Origin of the sequence: Aquirufa aurantiipilula (assembly GCF_019923745.1) — a bacterium.
GTDB classification, from domain to species: Bacteria; Bacteroidota; Bacteroidia; order Cytophagales; family Spirosomataceae; genus Aquirufa; species Aquirufa aurantiipilula.
Genome location: NZ_JAANOG010000008.1, coordinates 50,327 through 71,007, shown reverse-complemented (window position 1 = coordinate 71,007; position 20,681 = coordinate 50,327). Strand labels below are relative to the sequence as shown.

General features: G+C 38.3%; 19 protein-coding genes. 8 read left to right on the top strand and 11 right to left on the bottom strand.

Annotated features, from left to right (window positions below; all coding sequences use genetic code 11):
- Positions 1-135: 135 nt before the first annotated feature.
- The 3 genes from purH to kduD all read right to left on the bottom strand — a co-directional run bounded on the left by purH (position 136) and on the right by kduD (position 3,839).
- Positions 136-1,656, bottom strand: a complete 1,521-nt coding sequence (purH, locus tag G9H60_RS09995; RefSeq protein WP_223143919.1) for a bifunctional phosphoribosylaminoimidazolecarboxamide formyltransferase/IMP cyclohydrolase — start codon at positions 1,654-1,656, stop codon at positions 136-138.
- A 175-nt stretch (positions 1,657-1,831) separates the two neighbouring features.
- Entirely contained in the window at positions 1,832-3,004 is a 1,173-nt protein-coding gene (locus G9H60_RS09990) for a glycoside hydrolase family 88 protein (RefSeq protein WP_223143918.1), read from the bottom strand.
- 79 nt (positions 3,005-3,083) lie between these two features.
- Entirely contained in the window at positions 3,084-3,839 is a 756-nt protein-coding gene (kduD, locus tag G9H60_RS09985; RefSeq protein WP_223143917.1) for a 2-dehydro-3-deoxy-D-gluconate 5-dehydrogenase KduD, read from the bottom strand.
- A 185-nt stretch (positions 3,840-4,024) separates the two neighbouring features.
- Between kduD and G9H60_RS09980 the strand changes: the two genes are divergently transcribed.
- Entirely contained in the window at positions 4,025-4,237 is a 213-nt protein-coding gene (locus G9H60_RS09980; RefSeq protein WP_223143916.1) for a DUF2188 domain-containing protein, read from the top strand.
- Between the two features lie 2 nt (positions 4,238-4,239).
- Positions 4,240-4,674: a hypothetical protein gene (locus tag G9H60_RS09975; RefSeq protein ID WP_223143915.1), complete on the top strand. Its 435-nt coding sequence runs from the start codon at positions 4,240-4,242 to the stop codon at positions 4,672-4,674.
- 222 nt (positions 4,675-4,896) lie between these two features.
- Here G9H60_RS09975 and G9H60_RS09970 read toward each other — a convergent pair whose 3' ends face one another.
- Positions 4,897-5,736 carry a helix-turn-helix transcriptional regulator gene (locus G9H60_RS09970; protein ID WP_223143914.1) on the bottom strand — a complete coding sequence of 280 codons (840 nt, stop codon included), beginning with the start codon at positions 5,734-5,736 and terminating at the stop codon, positions 4,897-4,899.
- A 131-nt stretch (positions 5,737-5,867) separates the two neighbouring features.
- On the opposite strand from G9H60_RS09970, the gene G9H60_RS09965 reads away from it, so the two are divergent.
- Positions 5,868-6,833, top strand: coding sequence for a phytanoyl-CoA dioxygenase family protein (locus tag G9H60_RS09965; RefSeq protein ID WP_262900010.1), 966 nt, complete (start codon positions 5,868-5,870; stop codon positions 6,831-6,833).
- Between the two features lie 58 nt (positions 6,834-6,891).
- On the opposite strand, the gene G9H60_RS09960 is transcribed toward G9H60_RS09965, so the two are convergent.
- Complete coding sequence (locus G9H60_RS09960) at positions 6,892-8,238, bottom strand: glycoside hydrolase family 88/105 protein (protein WP_262900009.1); 1,347 nt, start codon at positions 8,236-8,238, stop codon at positions 6,892-6,894.
- 127 nt (positions 8,239-8,365) lie between these two features.
- Positions 8,366-11,215, bottom strand: coding sequence for a PQQ-dependent sugar dehydrogenase (locus G9H60_RS09955; RefSeq protein ID WP_223143912.1), 2,850 nt, complete (start codon positions 11,213-11,215; stop codon positions 8,366-8,368).
- A 169-nt stretch (positions 11,216-11,384) separates the two neighbouring features.
- Here G9H60_RS09955 and G9H60_RS09950 point away from each other — a divergent pair, with 169 nt between their 5' ends.
- Positions 11,385-11,810, top strand: coding sequence for a YybH family protein (locus G9H60_RS09950; RefSeq protein ID WP_223143911.1), 426 nt, complete (start codon positions 11,385-11,387; stop codon positions 11,808-11,810).
- Here G9H60_RS09950 and G9H60_RS09945 read toward each other — a convergent pair.
- The 4 genes from G9H60_RS09945 to G9H60_RS09930 form a co-directional block, all read right to left on the bottom strand.
- Positions 11,791-12,405 (bottom strand): low molecular weight phosphatase family protein, encoded by a 615-nt coding sequence (locus G9H60_RS09945; protein WP_223143910.1) that lies wholly within the window; start codon positions 12,403-12,405, stop codon positions 11,791-11,793. The genes G9H60_RS09950 and G9H60_RS09945 overlap by 20 nt on opposite strands.
- Before the next feature lie 67 nt (positions 12,406-12,472).
- Entirely contained in the window at positions 12,473-13,330 is an 858-nt protein-coding gene (locus G9H60_RS09940; protein WP_223143909.1) for a diacylglycerol/lipid kinase family protein, read from the bottom strand.
- 9 nt (positions 13,331-13,339) lie between these two features.
- A complete protein-coding gene (locus tag G9H60_RS09935) occupies positions 13,340-13,768 on the bottom strand; it encodes a CBS domain-containing protein (RefSeq protein ID WP_223143908.1) in 429 nt (142 codons plus the stop codon).
- Between the two features lie 109 nt (positions 13,769-13,877).
- Entirely contained in the window at positions 13,878-14,612 is a 735-nt protein-coding gene (locus G9H60_RS09930; protein ID WP_223143907.1) for a dioxygenase family protein, read from the bottom strand.
- A gap of 164 nt (positions 14,613-14,776) precedes the next feature.
- On the opposite strand from G9H60_RS09930, the gene G9H60_RS09925 reads away from it, so the two are divergent.
- The 4 genes from G9H60_RS09925 to G9H60_RS09910 all read left to right on the top strand — a co-directional run bounded on the left by G9H60_RS09925 (position 14,777) and on the right by G9H60_RS09910 (position 19,773).
- Positions 14,777-15,493 carry an SDR family oxidoreductase gene (locus G9H60_RS09925; RefSeq protein WP_223143906.1) on the top strand — a complete coding sequence of 239 codons (717 nt, stop codon included), beginning with the start codon at positions 14,777-14,779 and terminating at the stop codon, positions 15,491-15,493.
- A gap of 78 nt (positions 15,494-15,571) precedes the next feature.
- Positions 15,572-16,888 carry an MFS transporter gene (locus G9H60_RS09920; protein ID WP_223143905.1) on the top strand — a complete coding sequence of 439 codons (1,317 nt, stop codon included), beginning with the start codon at positions 15,572-15,574 and terminating at the stop codon, positions 16,886-16,888.
- Positions 16,885-17,835: a carbohydrate kinase family protein gene (locus G9H60_RS09915; protein WP_223143904.1), complete on the top strand. Its 951-nt coding sequence runs from the start codon at positions 16,885-16,887 to the stop codon at positions 17,833-17,835. Before G9H60_RS09920 ends, G9H60_RS09915 begins: the two co-directional genes overlap by 4 nt.
- A gap of 6 nt (positions 17,836-17,841) precedes the next feature.
- On the top strand, positions 17,842-19,773 hold the full coding sequence (locus tag G9H60_RS09910) for an amylosucrase (RefSeq protein WP_223143903.1): 1,932 nt from the start codon (positions 17,842-17,844) through the stop codon (positions 19,771-19,773).
- Between the two features lie 16 nt (positions 19,774-19,789).
- On the opposite strand, the gene G9H60_RS09905 is transcribed toward G9H60_RS09910, so the two are convergent.
- On the bottom strand, positions 19,790-20,680 hold the full coding sequence (locus G9H60_RS09905; RefSeq protein WP_223143902.1) for a sugar phosphate isomerase/epimerase family protein: 891 nt from the start codon (positions 20,678-20,680) through the stop codon (positions 19,790-19,792).
- Position 20,681: the final 1 nt, after the last annotated feature.

Genomic DNA, 20,681 nt, shown 5'->3' with positions numbered 1-20,681 from the left:
TGTGTAAAAGGGTTAAATGAAGAACTCCCTATTTCCACAGGGCAGTCCTCGAAAAATTCTTGAATTAATTTTTTAAAAATAAGGATTTTTTCCCTGAAAAACTAGTAATTCCTCAGGGAAAAAATACACGAATTATTAATGTTTGAAATGGCGAATTCCTGTCATGACCATAGCCATTTGGTTGGCATCACAAAAATTAATGGAATCTTGATCCTTGATGGATCCTCCTGGCTGAGTCACAGCCACCACGCCTGCTTTACTGGCAATTTCAACGCAATCTGGGAATGGGAAAAAGGCATCCGATGCCATCACAGAACCTTGCAAATCAAAACCAAATTCTCTTGCTTTTTCGATGGCTTGTTTTAAAGCATCCACACGAGAGGTTTGACCTACGCCTGAAGCCAGCAATTGTCCTTCTTTGGCCAAGACGATGGTATTGGATTTGGTATGCTTACAAATCTTCAAAGCAAATGCCAAAGCTCTTTTTTGTTCTTCTGTAGGTGCCAATGTCGTAACTGTTTTAAAATCAGCAACCCCTTCCATCACTAAATCTTTATCTTGCTCCAAAACTCCATTCAATAATGTCTTGAACATTACCTTAGGGAATTCCACTTGATTTCTCTTCAATAGAATGCGATTCTTCTTTGTTTTTAATATTTCCAAAGCCTCCTCTGTAAATGAAGGGGCAATTAAAATTTCACAGAATAAAGGATTAATGGATTCTGCTGCAGCTTTATCTACTTCTTGATTGGTTGCCAGAACTCCTCCAAATGCCGAAACGGGATCGCATGCCAAAGCTTTATCATATGCTTCCTTCACCGAATTACCTGTAGCCACACCACATGCATTCATGTGTTTGATGATCACAAAGGCTGTTTCTTCAAATTCATCCAACAAAGACAAACAAGCATCTACGTCCACTAAGTTATTGTAAGACAACTCTTTACCATGTAATTTATCAAACAAAGCTGCTAAATCACCATAAAACTTACCTTGCTGATGAGGGTTCTCTCCATAACGCAAGGAATGAGATGGTAAAGTGGTGTAATTTGCTAAATCAGCTGATTCACCAGCGAAATAACGCTGAATAGCTCCATCATAATGCGATGAAACAGCAAAAGCTTTCTGAGCAAAACTTCTTCTTTGCTCTAAACTTGTACCTGCACCATTCACATCAAAAATGGAAGAAACTTCTGCATATTGCTCTCTTGAAGATACAATCAACACATCTGCAAAGTTTTTCGCCGCCCCTCGAATCAATGAAATACCTCCAATATCGATTTTTTCAATAATATCTTCATCTGATGCTCCTGAAGCTACTGTCTCCTCAAAAGGATACAAGTCCACCATTACTAAATCCAAAGCTGGAATTTCATATTGTTTAGCCACTTCCACATCAGAAGTGTTATCACGACGGTACAAAATACCTCCAAAAACTTTAGGATGTAAGGTTTTTACTCGACCTCCAAAAATGGATGGATAGCCAGTTAAATCCTCAACAGCAATCACAGGAATACCCAAATCTTCAATAAACGATTGAGTTCCACCTGTAGAATACAAGGTTACTCCTTCTTCATGAAGTTTTTGAATGATAGGCGCTAAACCATCTTTGTAATAAACAGAAATTAAGGCTGATTGAATTTTTTTAATCGACATGGGGCTTGGAAATAAATGAAGCCACAAAGGTACGAATTAAAACAAAAACCGACTAATGAAAATGTAAGGGATTATTGGAAATTGAGGACCCCTTGGGGGAATAAAACCATAGGGATATTCCAAAAAAAAGGAATCCATGAAATTCATGGATTCCTACTATTCAATTCTGAAACATTTACTTTTTACCTTTCTTATTCAAAGCTTCATATCGCAATAAGCTCTCCAAATAATAGTAATCCGCATACACCAAAGGCACGTCGATTTCAGAATTCAGCGACTTTGCTCCTACACAATGCTTGATTAAAAAATTATTATTCTCCCCCAATGCTGCCCGATAAGCAGGACTTGACAATGAACTTAACATAGCCACAGCATCCTGGTAATAGCGCTTACCTTTAGCTCCTGAATAAGTACTCAACTCAAACAAAGCTGAGGCGGTAATAGCACCAGCAGATGCATCTCGCTCTTCATTCGGGATATTGGGGGCATAAAAATCCCAATACGGTATTTTATCAGCAGGTAAATTCGGATGGTTCAAATAAAAATCAGCAATCTTTTGAGCAAAATCTAAATACTTCTTATTCTTTGTTTCACGGTACATGGTCGTAAATCCATAAATAGCCCATGCATGTCCACGTGTCCAAGTCGACTCATCCTGGTAGCCTTGATGCTGCTTCTTCGCTAACACCTTGCCTTCTTCATCGTATAAAATCACATGATAACTTGAATAATCTGGGCGAAAATGGTGTTTGATGGTATTTTCTGCATGAGTAATGGCTATATCATGGAAACGCTTATCCCCGGTCTCACGAGATGCCCAAAACAATAGCTCCAAATTCATCATGTTGTCGATGATAACAGGATATTTAAATCCACCTTTAAAGCTATTCCAAGATTTAATGAGACCTACTTTAGGGTCAAAACGGGTAGATAAGGATTTTGCCGACTGAATCAGCACTTGTTTGGCTTGTGGGTCTTTGGTTAGGCGTAATTGATTTCCGAAGGAATCAAACATCATAAATCCTAAATCATGGGTACCCGTATTGAATTGTTCTTTCTTAACTGCCGCAGACCATAATCTGGCAGCCTTTTCCCATTGTGGATCCTTTGTTTTTTCATAGAGAAACCAAAGACTTCCTGGAAAAAAACCAGAACACCACCAACTAGATGGCATATTTCGATAAGTGCCATCTGGCCTAGCAGAATGTACCGTTGTGCTCGTATCTGGATGATCCGCCAACATACGCTGGTACTGTTGACCTGCCAAAGCAAACTGCTTATTGACATCAATTTTCTGAGCAAATAGTCCTGTGCTAAGGAAGCACAAAATTAGATAGACATGTTTCATAGTTGTGTGTAGTATTTCAATAGGTATGAAGGATCCTCCATTTATAATTCATAATTTATAATTTATAATTTACCATAAATTACCTTCCCATCCAGCCTCCATCTACGGTTAGGATAGTTCCATGTACGTAGTTCGAAGCTTCAGAGGCTAAAAACACCAATGGCCCTTTAAAATCGTCTGGGCTCCCCCATCTTCCGGCTGGGATTCGACTCAAAATAGACGTGCTACGATCGGGATCATCCCGAAGAGCAGCGGTATTATCGGTGGCAATATATCCTGGAGCAATGGCATTGACATTGATTCCTTTGGATGCCCACTCATTAGCCAAGGCCATGGTCAAACGGGCAATTCCACCTTTACTTGCTGCATAACCAGGAACATTGATTCCTCCTTGAAAACTCAAAAGAGAAGCTGTGAAAATGATTTTACCTGAACCTTGTTTTAACATAATCCGACCCACCTCTCTACTCAAAATAAACTGGGAAGTTAGGTTCACTTCAAGCACTTCATCCCAATATTCATCCGAATGTTCTGCGGCAGGATCACGTAAAATAGTTCCGGCATTATTAACTAAAATATCGATTCTAGGAAAATCAAAACTGACATTTTTAATGAGTTGATACAAAGATTCCCGATTGGAAAAATCAGCTTGGTAAGCTTTAAAATTTCGCCCTAAAGATTGAACTTCCTTCTCAATTTCAGAACCTTGTAATTCCAAATTAGCCGATACTCCGATGATATCTGCTCCTGCCTCAGCTAAGCCTAAAGCCATAGCTTTACCTATTCCTCTTTTACATCCGGTTACTAAAGCTACTTTTCCACTTAAATCAAACATCTTGGTTTCAATTTTACATTCAAAAGCTGAATCTTGATTAAAATTACTCAAAGTCCTAAAATACGGCTTAAAAAGGACTTTATTTCGCATTTCATCAATCAATTGATATTTATTCAAAACTTGATTCAGCGCAAGTTTTGAATAAATTAAATGTTACAATTTTAACTATTCAAATTGACAACAATATGACAAAAAAATCGAATCATGTAGTTCCAACGCTTTCAGGAGGCTGGTCAGTTAAAAAATTAGGTACTTCTAAGGCAATAAGAAATTTCGATAGCCAAGAAAAAGCCATCGAATACGGGCAAAAGATAAGTCAAAATCAAAAGACCGATTTTTATATCCATAAAAAGAATGGTATAGTACAGAACAAATTCTCTTTCAGTACCAATAAATAACAATGGATTTTGAGAAGAATATTTTTATCAACTGCCCAATTGACCAAGAATTTATTGACAATCTTTTAAAACCCATTTTATTCATTGTAATTAAAAACGGATTTAATCCTCGAGTGTCACTTGAAATTTCAGATTCAGGCCAATCTAGACTTTTAAAAATTACAGATATCATTAAAAATTGTAGGTACAGTATTCATGATATTTCAAAAGTCAAATCTAAAGCTTCTCATGAATTTTCACGAATGAATATGCCATTTGAACTTGGCATTGACTATGGAATTAGATACTCAGGATTAGAGACTTTTGACACTAAGCATTTTTTGATTCTTGAGGCTGTAAAATATGAATATATGCATGCCTTATCGGACATAAGTGGTTTTGATACCAAAGCCCATAAAAACGAAACAAAAGAACTTTTCAAATGTCTATATTCATAGTTCAGTGAAACTTTAAAAATAGATAGACAAGATCCCCCCAAGAAAATATTTGATGACTTTATGCAATTCAATTCATGGTTATTTAATGAAAAGTTATTTCAATATAAAAATGAAATAATCGCATTGGATTATATTAAAAACATCACAATTCCCGAATATATACAGGAAATAAAAAATCAATTTTAAAACAATTGTAAGGGATTAAATTGATTCAAACATTTTTTAGAGACTTTTCCTGTATCGATTTGGGCTCTTTCCAATCGTCCTAGTAAAAATTTTCGTAAAATAAGACAGCGATTCAAAACCGCAGGCATATGCTATTTCTCCAATGCTGATATCCTGCATCAGCATTTTCTTAGCTTGGGTAATGCGGTATTGATTGACATAATTACTGAAGGTTAATTGGGTTTTTGATTTAAAGTACCGACAAAAGGCTTCTTTCGACAAATTACATTTTTCCGCTATTTCATGCAAGGGTATTGACTCCATAAAATGATTTTCAACCCAGTCCTTCACTATCTGCCAACGCTGCTCTTCTTTCTTTGATGGATTATCCCAAGTGGCCATTTCATTCAAATAAACCCATTTCAATTCTTTGGCTAATATTTGAAAAACCGATAGTATCTCCACGAATTGATCAAAGTGCGATTTTTCTGGTAAAGCCATTAATCGATGTCCTATTTCTTCTTTTCTTTCTCCTTCAAAAATAATTCCCGTCTTGGCTCTTTCAAATAATTCCTTAATGGCATGTAATTCAGGTACTTCTGTCCAAGTTTTTCCCAAAAAATCCTCTTTCATCTGCACAACTATTTTACGATAAGGCACTTTTAAGCCATAATCAAAATTCAAATGAGGGATATGAGGACCAATAAACACTAAATCACTCTGTTGGTATTGACTCACATGGCTACCAACCCTGCGAGGACCCGCTTCTGCTTCGATATAAAGTAATTCATACTCTGGATGAGAATGCCACAAATAAAAGTCCTGTAAATGGGGTGTCTGCAAAATTCGAAATGAACTTTCTTCTTGAATTTGTATGGCCTCAAATTGAACCTTCATTTTAATCAAATTGATAATTAATACACAATAATACCAACAAAATATCAATACAGTTATAAAACTGGTTAATTCTCTTGTAAAACTTGCGATAGTCTCATTCTAACTTGCATTATTCAAATTTCAAACAAAACATGCAGACAAATATAGTAAAGCAGGCCACGATGGGCACCATGAATGCCCACTTAGAGATACCAGGTAATCCATCAATAGCCAAAAGCAGTATCAGTCAACTGAATGATGGAACTTCTGCTAAACCTTTACGAGCATTAAGTGAGGAAGAATTTAAATTCTGGAAAAGAGAAGGTTATATCGTCGTTAAAAATACCATCTCGAAAGAGCAGGCTGCACAAACGGCGCAAGCCATTTGGGAGTTTGAAGAAAAAGATCCCAAGGATAAAAGTACGTGGTACACGCCACCCAGAGCAGATATGCAAATGAAGGAATTAATTGGTTCAGGTATGGTAGAAATGTACAACCATCCTCTATTATGGGCAAATAGACAAAGTCAACGGGTGTACGACGCGTTTGTGGATGTATGGGGAACGGAAGACTTATGGGTCACCATTGATCGTTGTAATCTTAACTTTCCAGTTCAAGCAGACAAGCCTTTTAAAGGGTTTATTCACTGGGATTATGATCCAGAAACCAAACCTGTGAATGTTCAGGGAGTGCTTGCATTAGTAGATCAAACTGACGAAAATATGGGAGGTTTTCAATGTATTCCCGAATTATACCGTACTTATGATACTTGGAAATTAAGTCAACCTGCAGATCGTGATCGATTTAAACCAGATACCACGGGATTTCAACTGTCCAAGATTAAAATGGAGGCGGGAGATTTACTTATTTTCAATAGTTTATTGGCTCATGGTATCAGACCCAATTTAACTCAAGATAAAGTTCGAGTAGCTCAATATATTTCCATGATGCCAGCAGAACCTACTAACCAAGCCTTGAAAGATTGGCGTATAAATTCCTGGAAAAATAAAATTGCTCCTGAGGGTTATGCTTTTCCTGGCGATCCACGAGAGAAAGAAAAGACACAGCCTGTGGCTGAATTAAATGCCTTAGGGAAAAAACTGCTAGGTCTGGTCTAGTTAAAATCCGATGCATGCATCGGATATACATGCATCGGATATGCATGCATCGGATATACTACCGCAAATGAATAGCTGAATCTTTGAGCTCAAAAGGATGATTCTTCATCATTTCCCACATGGCTGCTCCTGCTAATAAAACGGGACCGTAGCCATGGGCAGCAAAAGGAGATATAGGTCTATTGAAATAAAAGGCAGGATCCCAAGCAAGGCCAGTACCTACACATGTTCCGTCGACTTGACCTTGTGCATTAACTTTAGATGCAACAGCTTGCCAACCCAAAATAGCCGCAGGACCATAAGTTCTTGGATCTAACCAACCTTGGTTTACACCTTTCGCTATCACATAGGTATAAATAGCTGTTGCTGAAGTTTCCAAATAGGAATCATTTCGATCAATTAGTTGATGCCAAAAACCTGTTCCATCTTGATGTGCCAGTAGTCCCTTCAAATGTTTTTTCAATTGAATTAACAATGCTGGACGAGCAGGATGATTAGCTGGCAAATGCTCTAATAATTCCGCATTGGTTAACAATGCCCAACCATTAGCTCTAGCCCAATGAAATTCTGGATGCTCTTCAGAACCTTCTAAATAGCCATGCATAAACATGCCTAGGCTAGGATTAAACATTCTTTTTTGATACGATTCAAATTGAAATGCCGCCTCATTAAAACAATTGACATTGACAGAATCCTTTCCAAGTTGAAGAAGTGCAGGAATGGCCATATATAAATCATCCAACCAAATGGTATTAGGTAAGGGACGCATACGGGCTAAAGTCTTATCAGGTAAACGATGTTCCTCCTTCATGATAAAGTTCAATGCCTTTTGAGTAATCAAGGAATCATCTCCATCAAATCCAGCGCGTTTTGCTTTTAAAAAAGCCATGGACATTGCTCCAATATCATCCAATGCTTTGGGGTTGATTAAACCACTTAACACATGGGTTTTAGTAGGATTTTGCTGGGTGTATTGATAGGCTTTAGGCAAAGTCTCTAATATGAATTTCAATCGCTTAAAGACATACTCTTTGTATTTGGCATCTCCACTGACTTTTTCTAATGCTAACATGCCACTGTAGGTTACTCCAAACTCATAAGAAACAGGTCGAAAATCTCCTTTGGCAAACACCAACTGATCCGAATAGATTTGATACGGATTCCAGGCCTCTCCAGAAGCTTTATGAATCAAATTGGCGGGAGTCGCTTTTTCTAAATAAGTATAAACCTTGTCTATTGTAGCTTTGATTTGGGTCTCATTAGGAACCACATAGGGAGTCGGATAATCAGGCTGAAGGGCATGCAAAGGTGCATTGGCATCCGATGCTGCTGTAATATTTTTTTGAGCTATAACGGAAACAATGGAGCCAAAAAATACTCCCAAAATCAAGATTACATTTTTCATATTCAATATTTTACACATGGAATAAAGACCAAGGGCCAACAAAACTACGCAATAACAGACAAAAAAAAGGAGTTTTCTTCCGTTGTGAACGTCTAGAAAACTCCTTTTATATGGATTTATTGTGAGCTTATTGCTTCACTTCTATACCTGAAATCTGCACAACAATTTGCTGTGGAGCTGTTTGTGGGTTTACCGCAACAAAATAGACATCGTGTGTTCCGCTTACGGCTTGGATATCAACTTTTATTGGAGCTGGACCACCCATTCTTCTTTGTCCACCACCTTGGGCAGGAGCACCTGCTGCTGGAGCCGGCGCAGTAGTTGGTGTTCCTAAAGGTGCACCTTTTTGTTGTGGATTAGCTGCTGCTGGAGGAGGACCAAATCCCGTAGCTTGTGATACTGCAATTGGTGTAGTTTTTCCAATTAAAGTACCTGTAGGTGAATCCAAACGAATTTCGATAACACCACCAGTTGCATTGGTTCTTGCCTGAGCCGAAGCAGCGATTTCCATCGATTTAATTCCAGTCAAATCCAATTGCTTGTAAGCGATGTAAGGATTTTGACCCACCATGTTAGTTGCTCGTGCAGGTGTAATCAACTGTTGAATTCCAAATCGTAAATCCGCTTTCTCTGGATCTAAGGATGGGTGACGCAACAATAACCATTTCTCTGATTGAGCAGGAGCAATTTTATTATTCCCTTTATCCAAATAGGTAGCACGAACTACGAATACTCCTTTAGATCCTACGTTTTCTTTCGGAATAACAGCATCAATTTCACCAGCTAATGGAATGTTATTATTGGCTTTTTTATCGCCTAAACTCAAAATATAGTTGACCATGGATTTAGCATCTGCTTTAGAAATTTGTGGGTGAGCACTCATTGCATGTTCTCCCCAAACTCCCATTCCACCTGCTATAACTTTAGCTGACAATTGATCCACTACGTTTTGACCTTTATACTTAGTTGCCACTTCTTGGTAACTAGGTCCCACAGAACGTACATTGGGAAGGTGACAAGATTTACAATCACTTTGATTGATCAATTTCAAGCCAGCAGAAGCAAATAAATCACTATCTGCTTTACGGTGACTTTGAGACATTTCAATAGGATCATAACCAGAAGCGATGTAGTCGATAGTAGCTGCCACTGACTCAGGGGCAATTCCTTTTCCTAGAACACCATCTTCTTTATCTTCAACCTGTACTTGGTAGGCTAATTTTTGACCTGGGAAATAGAAAGACTTGTTTCCAGTTGGTACAATAATGTCCACCTTAGGAGACTCATTACCTACTTGAACTTCCAAAGATGCTGAATTACTTAAACCTTTTGGATCTGTCACTTTTAAGCTCACTTGGTATTTACCTGATTGACTTAAAGCTAATTCTGGAGATATTCCTGATAAAGTTTTAACCACTTTACCCTGCTTTTTAACAGTCCAAGAATAAGTTAATTTATCTCCATCATAATCTTTCGTTCCTTCTGCAGATAAGGTTGTTTTGAATGGTGCAGCACCACTTAGTTTACCTGCACTCACCTCTACGGAAGGTTTTCTATTTCCGCCTTGGTATTCAACCTTAACTAAACGAGCATTATCATTTCCTCTAAACCAAGCAGAACCGTATTCCAATACATATAAATCACCATCTGGACTAAACTTCATGTCAATAGCACTACCAAAACTTTGGTTAGGTAAGAAACGCTCCATGGATTTATAGTTGCCGTTTTCATCTAATGTAACCGACATAATCCAACCACGCATGAATTCAACGATCAACCATTTTCCTTCATAATACGAAGGGAATGCACGTTTTGCTGTGCTAGGGAAATCAGAACGGTGATAAACTGGACCACCTGTTGCACTTCTACCTGAAGCTCCCACCAATGGGAACTCTTCTGATGTACCGTATGGATACCAAATAAATGCCTTTTGAGCAGCTGGCAATTCCTTTAAACCATCGTTATTAGGTGACTCATTCAATGGTTTCGCTGGATTAAAACGAGGGCCTGCTGTGGAGTTCTCGAAATTATAATCCGCATAGGCTTTGTTATCCCCAATAAAATAAGGCCATCCAAAGAATCCAGGACCTTTAGCTTGGTTAAACTCATCATATCCTCTAGGACCTCTATCTGAATCAACCGATGCATCTGGGCCTACTTCACCCCAATAGATAAAACCTGTTTTGGAATCAATACTTACTCTCCAAGGGTTACGATGTCCCATGGTATAAATTTCTGGACGGGTCTTTGGAGTTCCTACAGGAAATAAGTTTCCTTTTGGAATTGTATAAGAACCATCTTTCTCTGGATGAATACGTAAAATTTTACCAAGTAAATTATTAGTATTAGCCGCTCCTCGTTGATCATCCCAATATGCTTGACCTGCACGCTCATCGATAGGTGCATATCCATCTGAATTACTGTTACTTGTGTTATTTCCTACAGTCAAGAATAAATTTCCTGACTTATCAAAAGCCATGCCTCCGCCTGTATGACAACATTCTTCACGCTGGGTTGGCACTTCTAAAACCACTTTTTGTTGGTCTATTAGTAGCTCTTCGCCTTTCAACTCCATACGCACTAAAATGTGCTTACTTTCTGTTGGATGAGCATAATATAAATACAACCAATGATTCACTTTGAAATTAGGGTCTACAGCGATACCCATTAAACCTTCTTCTGCTTCACGAACCATACCGACACGGTTCTTGTATTTGGTATTGACAACAATGTGACCAATTACCTTCGTTTCTTTTGTACTAGGATTGTATTGTTTTACATCTCCTTTTCTTTCCACAAATAAAATGCGACCATCTGGCAAAAAAGCCATTTCCATTGGTTCATCTAATTTTTCCATTAATACAGACTTGACGAATCTATTTTCATCTGGAGCCTGTGCATTTCCTTGGAATGACCAAAGAGCGATGCAAGAGAGCATAAAAAGGCGAGTTAATTTGCCCGTTGTCAATTGTTTCATATATGTAAGGTTGTTCATTTTACAAAAATGATACAATAAGTCGAATGAAAAAAATGCAGGTATGCATTTGCTACCAATACGCACTATTTGTCGACAAAGCATGAAATAGCTCTTGAAATCCAAATAAAATCCTGAAAAAATCCCTAATTTTCAAAAAAAACAGATCCTTATGATGGGTAAATTTTGTCTCTTCTTCTTCCTTGCATTCAGCAGTTTGGCTCAAACCAATTCTGATGAAGTTGCTATCCGTACTATTCTAGCTACTCAAAATAAACTTTGGAATGAAGGTGACATTCCTGGATTTATGGCCTATTATCACCATTCCAATGATTTGAAGTTCATCAGTAAAAATGGTATTACCCAAGGCTGGGATGCCACCTTAGCGCGATATCTTAAAAGCTACCCGAATCAAGAAGCCATGGGACAATTGACTTTTGATATTTTGGAAGTAGATATTACCGCTGCTAAAACTGCCTGGGTAATTGGAAAATGGAATTTAGCTAGACCTAAACTAGGCGATATTGGTGGGCATTTTACCTTACTCTTGAAAAAAGTAAAAGGCAAATGGCTTATTTTCAGAGATCATACGAGCTAAGACATTCAAACGCATAAAATAGCTCCGATGCTATTTGCATGGAACGTTCATCGTATTGAATTGCCTCCTCTGGACTATCATCAAAGGCCTTGGGGTCTTCATATCGCAAGGGAATTCTGGCAGATGCTCCTGGTATAAATGGACAGTTTTCATCCGCATGCGAACAGGTCATCACCGCAGCAAATTGCTGGTGCGGATTGATGGGATGATCGAAATTTTTTGAAAATGCAATCATCGGTTGAGCATCTTCCGTATGAAAAATAATATACACCGGATTGGCATGCCCTCGCTTAATAACTTGAAATCCCAAGCGCTGTATAGAAGCCACAGCCCGCTCATTGAATGCTGTTTCTTCCACCCCTCCCGAATATGACTGCAAAGGAATACCAAAATAATCTGCTGCTGTTTGGGCCCAAATCTGGGAAAACTGACTTCTCCTAGAATTATGTGTACAAATAAAATTCAAACGCAAAGGCTTACCTTGTTGCCTACATTCTTTCATATATGCCACCAAAACAGCAATCTGCTCTTTTCTATCAGCTGAAATAGGTCGTTCTCGAATAGCTTGAATGTTTGCCTCTAATGCAGAATACATGGAATATCAAAATTTACATCGCAATATTACGATAAACATTTAGTTTAATAAACAGCCCTAAAAAAATTTATGGAACAATAACTTGAAAATGACCGGGCAAAACATGGAACTCAAATCGATGGGAGGCGATTAGTTCACCGTCAATTTGAGCTTTTAATTTCCTTTCTGACAGAATCGTTACTTGTTTGGCTTGCTGAAAATGCAAAAATGAAATATGCTCATGTTTACCTTGCTGAATCTTGGGCAAGTACCAAATTCGCCTAAAAATGGATAAAGGTTCACAAAGTAAAATGTCCAATTGATTATCCCAAATGGAAGCATTGGGCACAAAATGAAAGCCTCCCCCTGCCCTAGAAGAATTGAAAACCATGCATAAAAAAACGCGGCGTTCTATCCATTCGCTTCCTAAGCTCATGCGGATGGGAAAAGATCTAAACATGAAAATCTGCGGAATAGCTGCTAGAAAATAGCCAATTAATCCTCCAATAGCCCGTATGGTATTCATGGATTCCAAAACCTCTCCCTCCAAACCCATGCCCACACCATTTAAAAATAACTGTCCATTGCACATCCCGGCATCAACAGCCTGAATATTAGCCGATAAAATAACTTCTAGGTGTGCTTCTCGACTGATGTCACCATACAATTTCCAATAAAAATCGTTTCCTGTACCTCCTTTGAAAAAGGCAATTGGCAGGTGACAATTGGGATATGCATTGGCAAAATAATTGTACGTCCCATCCCCCCCAAGGACCCAAATTTGAGTAAACCCGTCCAAATTTTGAGGCCAATTTTGAAAAAACATAACAACACGTAGTCTTCCTCGTGTAGTTAATTCCACCTGCTCCTCTACCCAATGAGCATAGGCTTTAGCTCTTTTGGAACAAAAAGGATTAATCAAAAAAGCGATATGACTTATCTCCACACCCAAACCTTACATTTGAATGTAATTTTTTAGATGCTCAATGGTATCCAAATGATCTTGAATTGTTGCGGTAATTAAATCGTTGACTGAAATAATGCCCACAAAATGACCATTTTCAAGTACAGGCAAATAGCGAATATTTTTTTCCGACACGATGATCATGCACATTTCCAGCGTGGTATCCCGATTAATATGGGGTAAATCAGTGGACATAATTTCCTTCACCGAGGCATCTATGGAGCTTTTTCCTAATAGTATCACCTTACGAGCATAATCTCGTTCTGTCATGATACCCAAATATTGATTTCCTTCCATCACAACCACGGAACCAATATTTTGGTCTTGCATTATTTTCAATGCTTCAATCACATGCGTATCGGGTCTAACTGTGATCGTATCCCGTTTTCTTTGCGATAAAATGTCGTTGACTTTTTTCATAGCTTTATTTTTGTGTTGGAATAATTCAAGTTAAAACAAAAATATTACAAACAAAAAGCTTTGAACATAAAAAAAGAGGCCGAAGCCTCTTTTCTGATTTATAAACCAATTAAACAGCTATAAAAATAGTATGATTTAAATCATAGCCTCCTGAGGCATTGACCGTTACGCTAGCTAATTCATTCGACAAAGAATCCTTAATGATGGAATCAGTGGTATTTTTAGTCGAATTTTGTCCGTGTGCTTTATACAAATCGGTATTGTAAATAGCGGTATTAATTTCTTCAGGAAAAGCAATTTGCGTTGTCAACTTCAGGACGTTATTCACATAAATTTGTGCATGAATGTGCGTAACTCGCCCTTGGTACCATCCTGGATAAATCGTTGTGAATTTGGCAATACCATTGGCATCTGTGGTAGCAATTCCGCGACAAAACGTTTTTGCGGTATTGTCTTGCGTACCTAAATATCCGCTATTGGTATATCCAGAATAATATCCGTCTTTATCACAATGCCAAACATCGACACGAGCATTGGGTAAAAGTGCGCAATTGGCATTTACATTTTTAACGGCTATGACCATTTGTAAAGGAATACCTGTTTTACCTTCCGTAATATCCGCATGGGTAATGGTGGCATCTCGCTTATTATATAAAGGATATGGACCATCGGTTTCGGTATCCCCTACCTTACAGGTACTTGTCGAACTACTCGAGGATGAACTACTACTAGAACTTGTACTACTCGCTGGACTAATTGTTTCTTCTGATTTACAGGCTACTATGGCTGCAGGTCCCATCAATACGGAAGCGCCTGCTTTTAATAAAAAATCTTTCCTTTTCAATGAATTTTCAATTTAGGGTGGTGTAGAACTAATGCTTAAAATAAAAGAATACTCTTTGAAATTTTTGAAACAATCGGTAAACCCTGAAAACATAAAGTCAAAATCAATCATTATGTCGATATCCATTTCAGCTCAAATCCTTATCTTAGAAAAAAAATAGAACCATGTCACAAAAACCTCCCGTTGCTATCATCACAGGTGCATCCAAAGGAATAGGGAAAGCCCTAGCCTTATTATTAGCTGAACATAATTTCCAATTAGGCCTTATTGCAAGAAGTAAAGGAGAATTAAAGGATCTATCTGAAAGCATCGCTGAAATTGGACATCGCCCCTTGTATTTTGTTGGAGATGTCGCGGATGAAAGTTTTGTGAATTATGCCGTGGATAAAATTGCCCATACTTTTCAAGGAATCGATTTCCTAATCAATAATGCGGGCTCTGGTATTTTTGGACCTACGGAAAGCTATAGCGTTGAAAATTGGGATCAGACTTACAACACGAATGTCAAAGGAACATTCTTATTTTCAAAAGCCGTGTTAGCTAGTATGAAAGCTGCAAAAAAAGGACATATCATTTCGATTGCTTCGGATGTCGCCAAACGCGTTTTTGATGGTGGATCCTTATATTGCTCATCTAAATATGCCCAACATGCTTTTACAGAAGCATTAAGAAAAGAGGTAAGAAAAGATGGAATTAAAGTATCTACGGTATATTCTGGACTGGTAGACACGATGTTTCATCCGGAACCTCAAGGGGACAAAAGCCATCAAACATGGTTAACCTGTGAAAACATGGCTGATAGCATCTATTTTATTATGAATCAACCTGCCCATGTTGTAATCGATGAGTTAATGGTACACCCTTTGTCTCAAGAATATTAAATTTTAATTCATTAATTTCTAAAAAAAGCAGGTTTTATTCATGGTATTATTTATATTTATTTTTGCAATAAATACATTATGTCCCTAATAAAACCTACTTTAAGCTTCCAACAAATCATCAATATGAATGTTGGATTTTTTGGAATTCAATACAGTTTTGGATTACAGCAAACGGCCGTCGGGCCATTATACAGCTTTTTAGGAGCTCATGAAGGAGAACTTCCTCTCTTGTTCTTAGCTGGCCCGGTTACTGGTTTACTCATACAACCCATCATTGGCGCCTTAAGTGACAAGACCTGGCATCCCAAATATGGCCGAAGAAAACCTTTCTTTTTAATTGGCGCTATTGCTTGTAGTCTTTGTTTATTCGCATTCCCTTTTAGTCGAAGTTTATGGATGGCAGCCGGTTTATTATGGATATTGGATGCAGCCAATAATACAGCCATGGAGCCCTATCGAGCATTCATTGCGGACAAATTACCTAGTGAGCAATTGGCTACAGGTTTCCTCACGCAAAGTTTTTTCACAGGTTTGGGTATCACCCTAGCCAATGTTTCCTTATTTGTATTTCAAAGTTTCATCAAAGGACAAAGTGAAGTTGGAATACCTTATTGGGTGTATGGTTCTTTCTTTGTTGGAAGTTTTTGTTCGATAAGCTCTGTTTTGTGGTCTGTGGTAAAAACACCTGAAATTCCTCCTTCCGATGAAGAGTTAATTCACATGCGTGCTCAAAAGCGTAATTTTTTAGATCCTTTTTTTGAGATTTTTGAGGCTATTGGGGATATGCCACGTGTCATGTGGCAACTAGCGTTAGTTTATCTATTCCAATGGTATGCTTTATTCATCTATTGGCAATATGTGCCCTTGAGTATTGCCCGTTCTGTTTGGAATACCAGTTCGGAAGAAAACATACAGCTTTATGAAGAAGCGGCAGCTTGGACTGGCTTAGTCAATGGTTTTTACAATGTCATCACCTTTTTATCAGCCTTTTTCTTGGTAAGCCTAGCTAAAAAATTTGGTCCAAAGTGGGTCCATATTGTGTGTCTTTTAGCAGCGACTGTCTCCTTGCTCATTTTACCGACCATTCATGACAAATATCTGTTATTTGTTCCTATGATTGGCTTTGGTGTGGCGTGGGCAAGCATGATGGGAGTTCCTTATTTATTAGTTGTGGAAAGTTTACCCAAAGAGCGTTATGGGGTTTACATGGGCATCATCAACATGATGATTGTAATCCCTATGATTATCCAAACCTTAAGTTTTGGCGCTATCTTTGAAAATATGTTGGGGTCCGACCCAAGGAATGCCATTTCCTTTGCGGGAGCTCTGTTGGCCGTAGCCGCTATAGCCACAGCTTTTATACCTACCAATGAATCTAAAATAACCCAATCATGAGTGTACTTTGTATCGGCGAAGCGCTGATCGATATGATATGTACCGATAAAGGATCGACTTTATCGGCTGGTGAAAATTTCCTGAAAAAACCTGGAGGCGCACCTACCAATGTGGCTGCTGCTATTGCTGTACTGGGTGGTGAAGTCTACTTAAGTGCCAAAGTAGGAAATGATCCTTTTGGAAAACAATTGCAAGAAGTGATGAATAGCTTTGGTGTAAACACCCAGCATGTTCATTTCGACGACCAACACTTTACCACCTTTGCCTTTGTATCCTTGATGCTGGACGGCGAAAGGGATTTTGTATTCAATCGAGGTGCTGATGCACAATTAAGTATTGATGACATCAAATCCATTGATTTACACAATCAGCAGATTATTCACTTTGGATCAGCTACCGCTTTTTTGGACGGTCAACTGAAAGAAGCTTATTATCATTTATTGAATGAGGCTAAATCCCTAGGCAAAATCATCAGTTTTGACCCTAATTATCGGCATTTATTGTTTGGAGATAAACAGGAAAGTTTCATTCAACAATCCATGATATTTCTTCAACAAGCCGACTTCGTCAAGCTAAGTGATGAAGAAGCCATGTTGATAACCCGTACTCCAAGCCTAACTGAGGCTACAGAAAAATTACTCCAGATATGTCCAGGGGTATTTGCCATTACTTTAGGAAAAGAAGGAACGCTGTTAGGTTTAGCAGGAAAAACGTATATCATTTCGAGCATACCCATCCAACCAACCGATACGACTGGTGCTGGAGATGCCTTTGTGGGAGCTGTTTTATATCAATTAGACCAATGGAAGATTAAGCATCTGCTTGAATTAAGTTCAGATGATTGGACAAAAATCATTCAAAATGCCAACAAGGCAGGTGCGCGTACTTGCGAATACCTGGGCGCCATGGAAGCATTCCGTCATTTAAATTCAGATATTTTTAATTAAATAATCGTGTATAATCCTACTTTACAACCCTTCATTGATTCCATTAGCCAGTCGAAAAAACTAAGCAAATCGACTCAAGATCAATATTTCTTACATCGTTTAATTGCTAATATTGATGATATACACGCATTATTTGCGGGAATATACGGGCATTTACCCCAAGCAAAAGACCTATTTGGACAATTGATCCAAGTCTTATTTCAAGCGCATTTAGATAGAAGCCCCGCATTGAAAAACAGAGATGAGGCTAAGGAGAAAAAAGGGAAATGGTTTTTGAGCAATGAACTTACCGGCATGAGTTTGTACGTGGATCGATTTGCTGGGAATATCGGAGGGTTGGAAAGTAAATTACCCTATTTAGAAGATTTGGGTGTCAATTTATTGCATTTAATGCCCCTGTTTAAAAGTCCAGAAGGAGAAAGTGACGGAGGTTATGCCGTAGAAGACTTTCGGGTTATCGAAACAAAGCTGGGTACGATTGAAGATTTACGAAAACTTCAATCCCATTTGCTAGAGAAAGACATGTACCTCATGATTGATATTGTGCTTAATCATACGTCACATCACCATGAATGGGCAAAAAAAGCCAAAAAAGGGAATCGTGAATTTCAAGATTATTATTATTTCTATGACGACAGGTCTATACCTGATCAAATGGAGGAAACCATGCCCGAGATTTTTCCGGAAAGTTCTCCGGGCAGTTTCACCTTTCAGGAATCTGTACAGAAATGGGTTATGACTGTATTTCACCAATACCAATGGGATTTAAATTACAGTAATCCCAAGGTCTTGGTTGACATGTTAGACAACTTACTTTTCTATGGAAATTTAGGGGTGGATATTGTCCGCATTGATGCCCCAGCTTTCATCTGGAAACAGATGGGTACCACGTGTCAAAATTTACCTGAGGCACACGCTTTACTTCAATTAATCAAATTATGTACCGAAGTGTCAACACCAGGTATGGCCATTTTGGGAGAGGCTATCGTAGCTCCAGCCCAAATCATGGAATATTTCGGAAAAGGTCGATATGCAACGCATGAATGTGATTTTGCCTATAATGCTACGCACATGGCCTTACAATGGGATGCTTTAGCCACGGGTGACACTCGAATTATGTTAGAAGCTCAACACGAGTTAGCTAAAAAACCACTGGGCAGTTCATGGATTACTTACACCCGTTGTCATGATGATATTGGCTTAGGATATGACGACTACATGATTGCAAATGTTGGATTTACCCCTTATTTACATCGATATTACTTAAAAAATTATTACGGAGGTTTACAAGAAGATTCTCCAGCAGCTGGGGCACTTTTTGCCATTAATCCGAAAACACAAGATGCCCGAATTTCTGGATCTTTGGCTTCTTTATGTGGATTAGAAAAAGCAATAGTTGCTAATGATAAGCACTGGATAGAGGAATCCATTCAAAAAATCCTTTTGATGGAAGCGCATTGTCTATTCTTAGGAGGTATTCCCATGCTATTTTATGGAGATGAGGCAGCCTATACCAACGACTATTCCTATCTTCAAGATCCAGGCAAAAGTTATGATAATCGCTGGATGCACCGTCCCATCATTCATTGGGAGAAAAATGCCCTAGTCAAGAAAAAAGGAACAGTAGAAAATAAGGTTTATGCTTCCTTGAAAAAATTGATTGCCTTGCGTAAAAAGCTGAAGGTAGTTGCTGACCTAAAAAATCTGGAATGGTTACCTTGTAGCAATAAATCCATAGTGGGTTATGTACGGTATATTGGTCATGAGCGTGTGTATTTCTTGTTCAACTTCTCCTCATTGGAACAATTGATTCCGGTACATGCCATAGAACCAAACAAGCAAAATAAAAACTGCCTTTGGTCTAAGAAACAAGTTTCGTTAGAGAAAGGCAGTTTACGTTTTCAACCGTACCAGTTTTATATCTTGGCGGATTCTTAGGGGATTTTTAGGTATTTTATAAAATTTTATCCAAAGCACTCTTACCTAAACGGATGCTTTCAAAGGCATCTTTAGGCATATCATGCTCAAGGAAGTAGTGTTTCAAGCCTCCAATTGAAGCCGCTTTGAAAATTGGCTCGTAGTTGATGATTCCTTGTCCTACTGGTACTATATTTTTGAAATCTGCATCAAAATCTTTGATGTGGCAAAGAGGGAAGCGACCTGGTTGTTTTTTGAATAACTCAATGATGTTCTCTCCTGCTTTGGTAGCCCAACCTAAATCCAATTCAAACTTCAATAAATCAGAAGAAATTTGGCTAGAAAATACATCAAATGCTCTTTGTCCATCAACTACTTTAAATTCAGCATCATGGTTATGGTAGCAAAAAGTAAGACCAGCTTTTTTTGCTAGTTCAGCTGATTTACCTAACGTATCTACGGCTTCTGAAACTTCAGATTTTGATTCAATAGGTATGTTGGCACACACCAAATAATTAATACCTGCTTCAGCCACATTATCTACAATCTGGCTAGCATCTGTTTTTAAGGTTAAGAACTTAGGCATTTTGCTCACATCAAATCCTGGGCGAGGTTTCAAAGGAGCACCCATCACGTGATGAGAAACCCAATTCAATCCCAAGTTATTGGTCAATGATTTGAATTCTTTACCCGTATAACCGTAAAACATTGGCTTAAAACTGAAGGCAGATTCTAATTCCTTGATTCCTAAATCCGCCACTTTCTTCAAATTTCCAGGTACATCTTGGTCGATGACATTGAACAAGGTAAATAATTGTAGACCCAAAGGCTTGGAGGTCAACATACCTTCCCACATAGCTGTTTTGGACAAAAATAAGGAGGAGGCTAATAAGGAACTGGATTGTTGAATAAACTGTCTTCTTTTCATG

Bases quoted from the DNA above. Each gene is read 5' to 3' on its own strand.
- purH (WP_223143919.1), bottom strand. From the start codon at position 1,656: ATGTCGATTAAAAAAATTCAATCAGCCTTAATTTCTGTTTATTACAAA.
- G9H60_RS09990 (WP_223143918.1), bottom strand. From the start codon at position 3,004: ATGAAACATGTCTATCTAATTTTGTGCTTCCTTAGCACAGGACTATTT.
- kduD (WP_223143917.1), bottom strand. From the start codon at position 3,839: ATGTTTGATTTAAGTGGAAAAGTAGCTTTAGTAACCGGATGTAAAAGA.
- G9H60_RS09980 (WP_223143916.1), top strand. From the start codon at position 4,025: ATGACAAAAAAATCGAATCATGTAGTTCCAACGCTTTCAGGAGGCTGG.
- G9H60_RS09975 (WP_223143915.1), top strand. From the start codon at position 4,240: ATGGATTTTGAGAAGAATATTTTTATCAACTGCCCAATTGACCAAGAA.
- G9H60_RS09970 (WP_223143914.1), bottom strand. From the start codon at position 5,736: ATGAAGGTTCAATTTGAGGCCATACAAATTCAAGAAGAAAGTTCATTT.
- G9H60_RS09965 (WP_262900010.1), top strand. From the start codon at position 5,868: ATGCAGACAAATATAGTAAAGCAGGCCACGATGGGCACCATGAATGCC.
- G9H60_RS09960 (WP_262900009.1), bottom strand. From the start codon at position 8,238: ATGAAAAATGTAATCTTGATTTTGGGAGTATTTTTTGGCTCCATTGTT.
- G9H60_RS09955 (WP_223143912.1), bottom strand. From the start codon at position 11,215: ATGAAACAATTGACAACGGGCAAATTAACTCGCCTTTTTATGCTCTCT.
- G9H60_RS09950 (WP_223143911.1), top strand. From the start codon at position 11,385: ATGATGGGTAAATTTTGTCTCTTCTTCTTCCTTGCATTCAGCAGTTTG.
- G9H60_RS09945 (WP_223143910.1), bottom strand. From the start codon at position 12,405: ATGTATTCTGCATTAGAGGCAAACATTCAAGCTATTCGAGAACGACCT.
- G9H60_RS09935 (WP_223143908.1), bottom strand. From the start codon at position 13,768: ATGAAAAAAGTCAACGACATTTTATCGCAAAGAAAACGGGATACGATC.
- G9H60_RS09925 (WP_223143906.1), top strand. From the start codon at position 14,777: ATGTCACAAAAACCTCCCGTTGCTATCATCACAGGTGCATCCAAAGGA.
- G9H60_RS09920 (WP_223143905.1), top strand. From the start codon at position 15,572: ATGTCCCTAATAAAACCTACTTTAAGCTTCCAACAAATCATCAATATG.
- G9H60_RS09915 (WP_223143904.1), top strand. From the start codon at position 16,885: ATGAGTGTACTTTGTATCGGCGAAGCGCTGATCGATATGATATGTACC.
- G9H60_RS09905 (WP_223143902.1), bottom strand. From the start codon at position 20,680: ATGAAAAGAAGACAGTTTATTCAACAATCCAGTTCCTTATTAGCCTCC.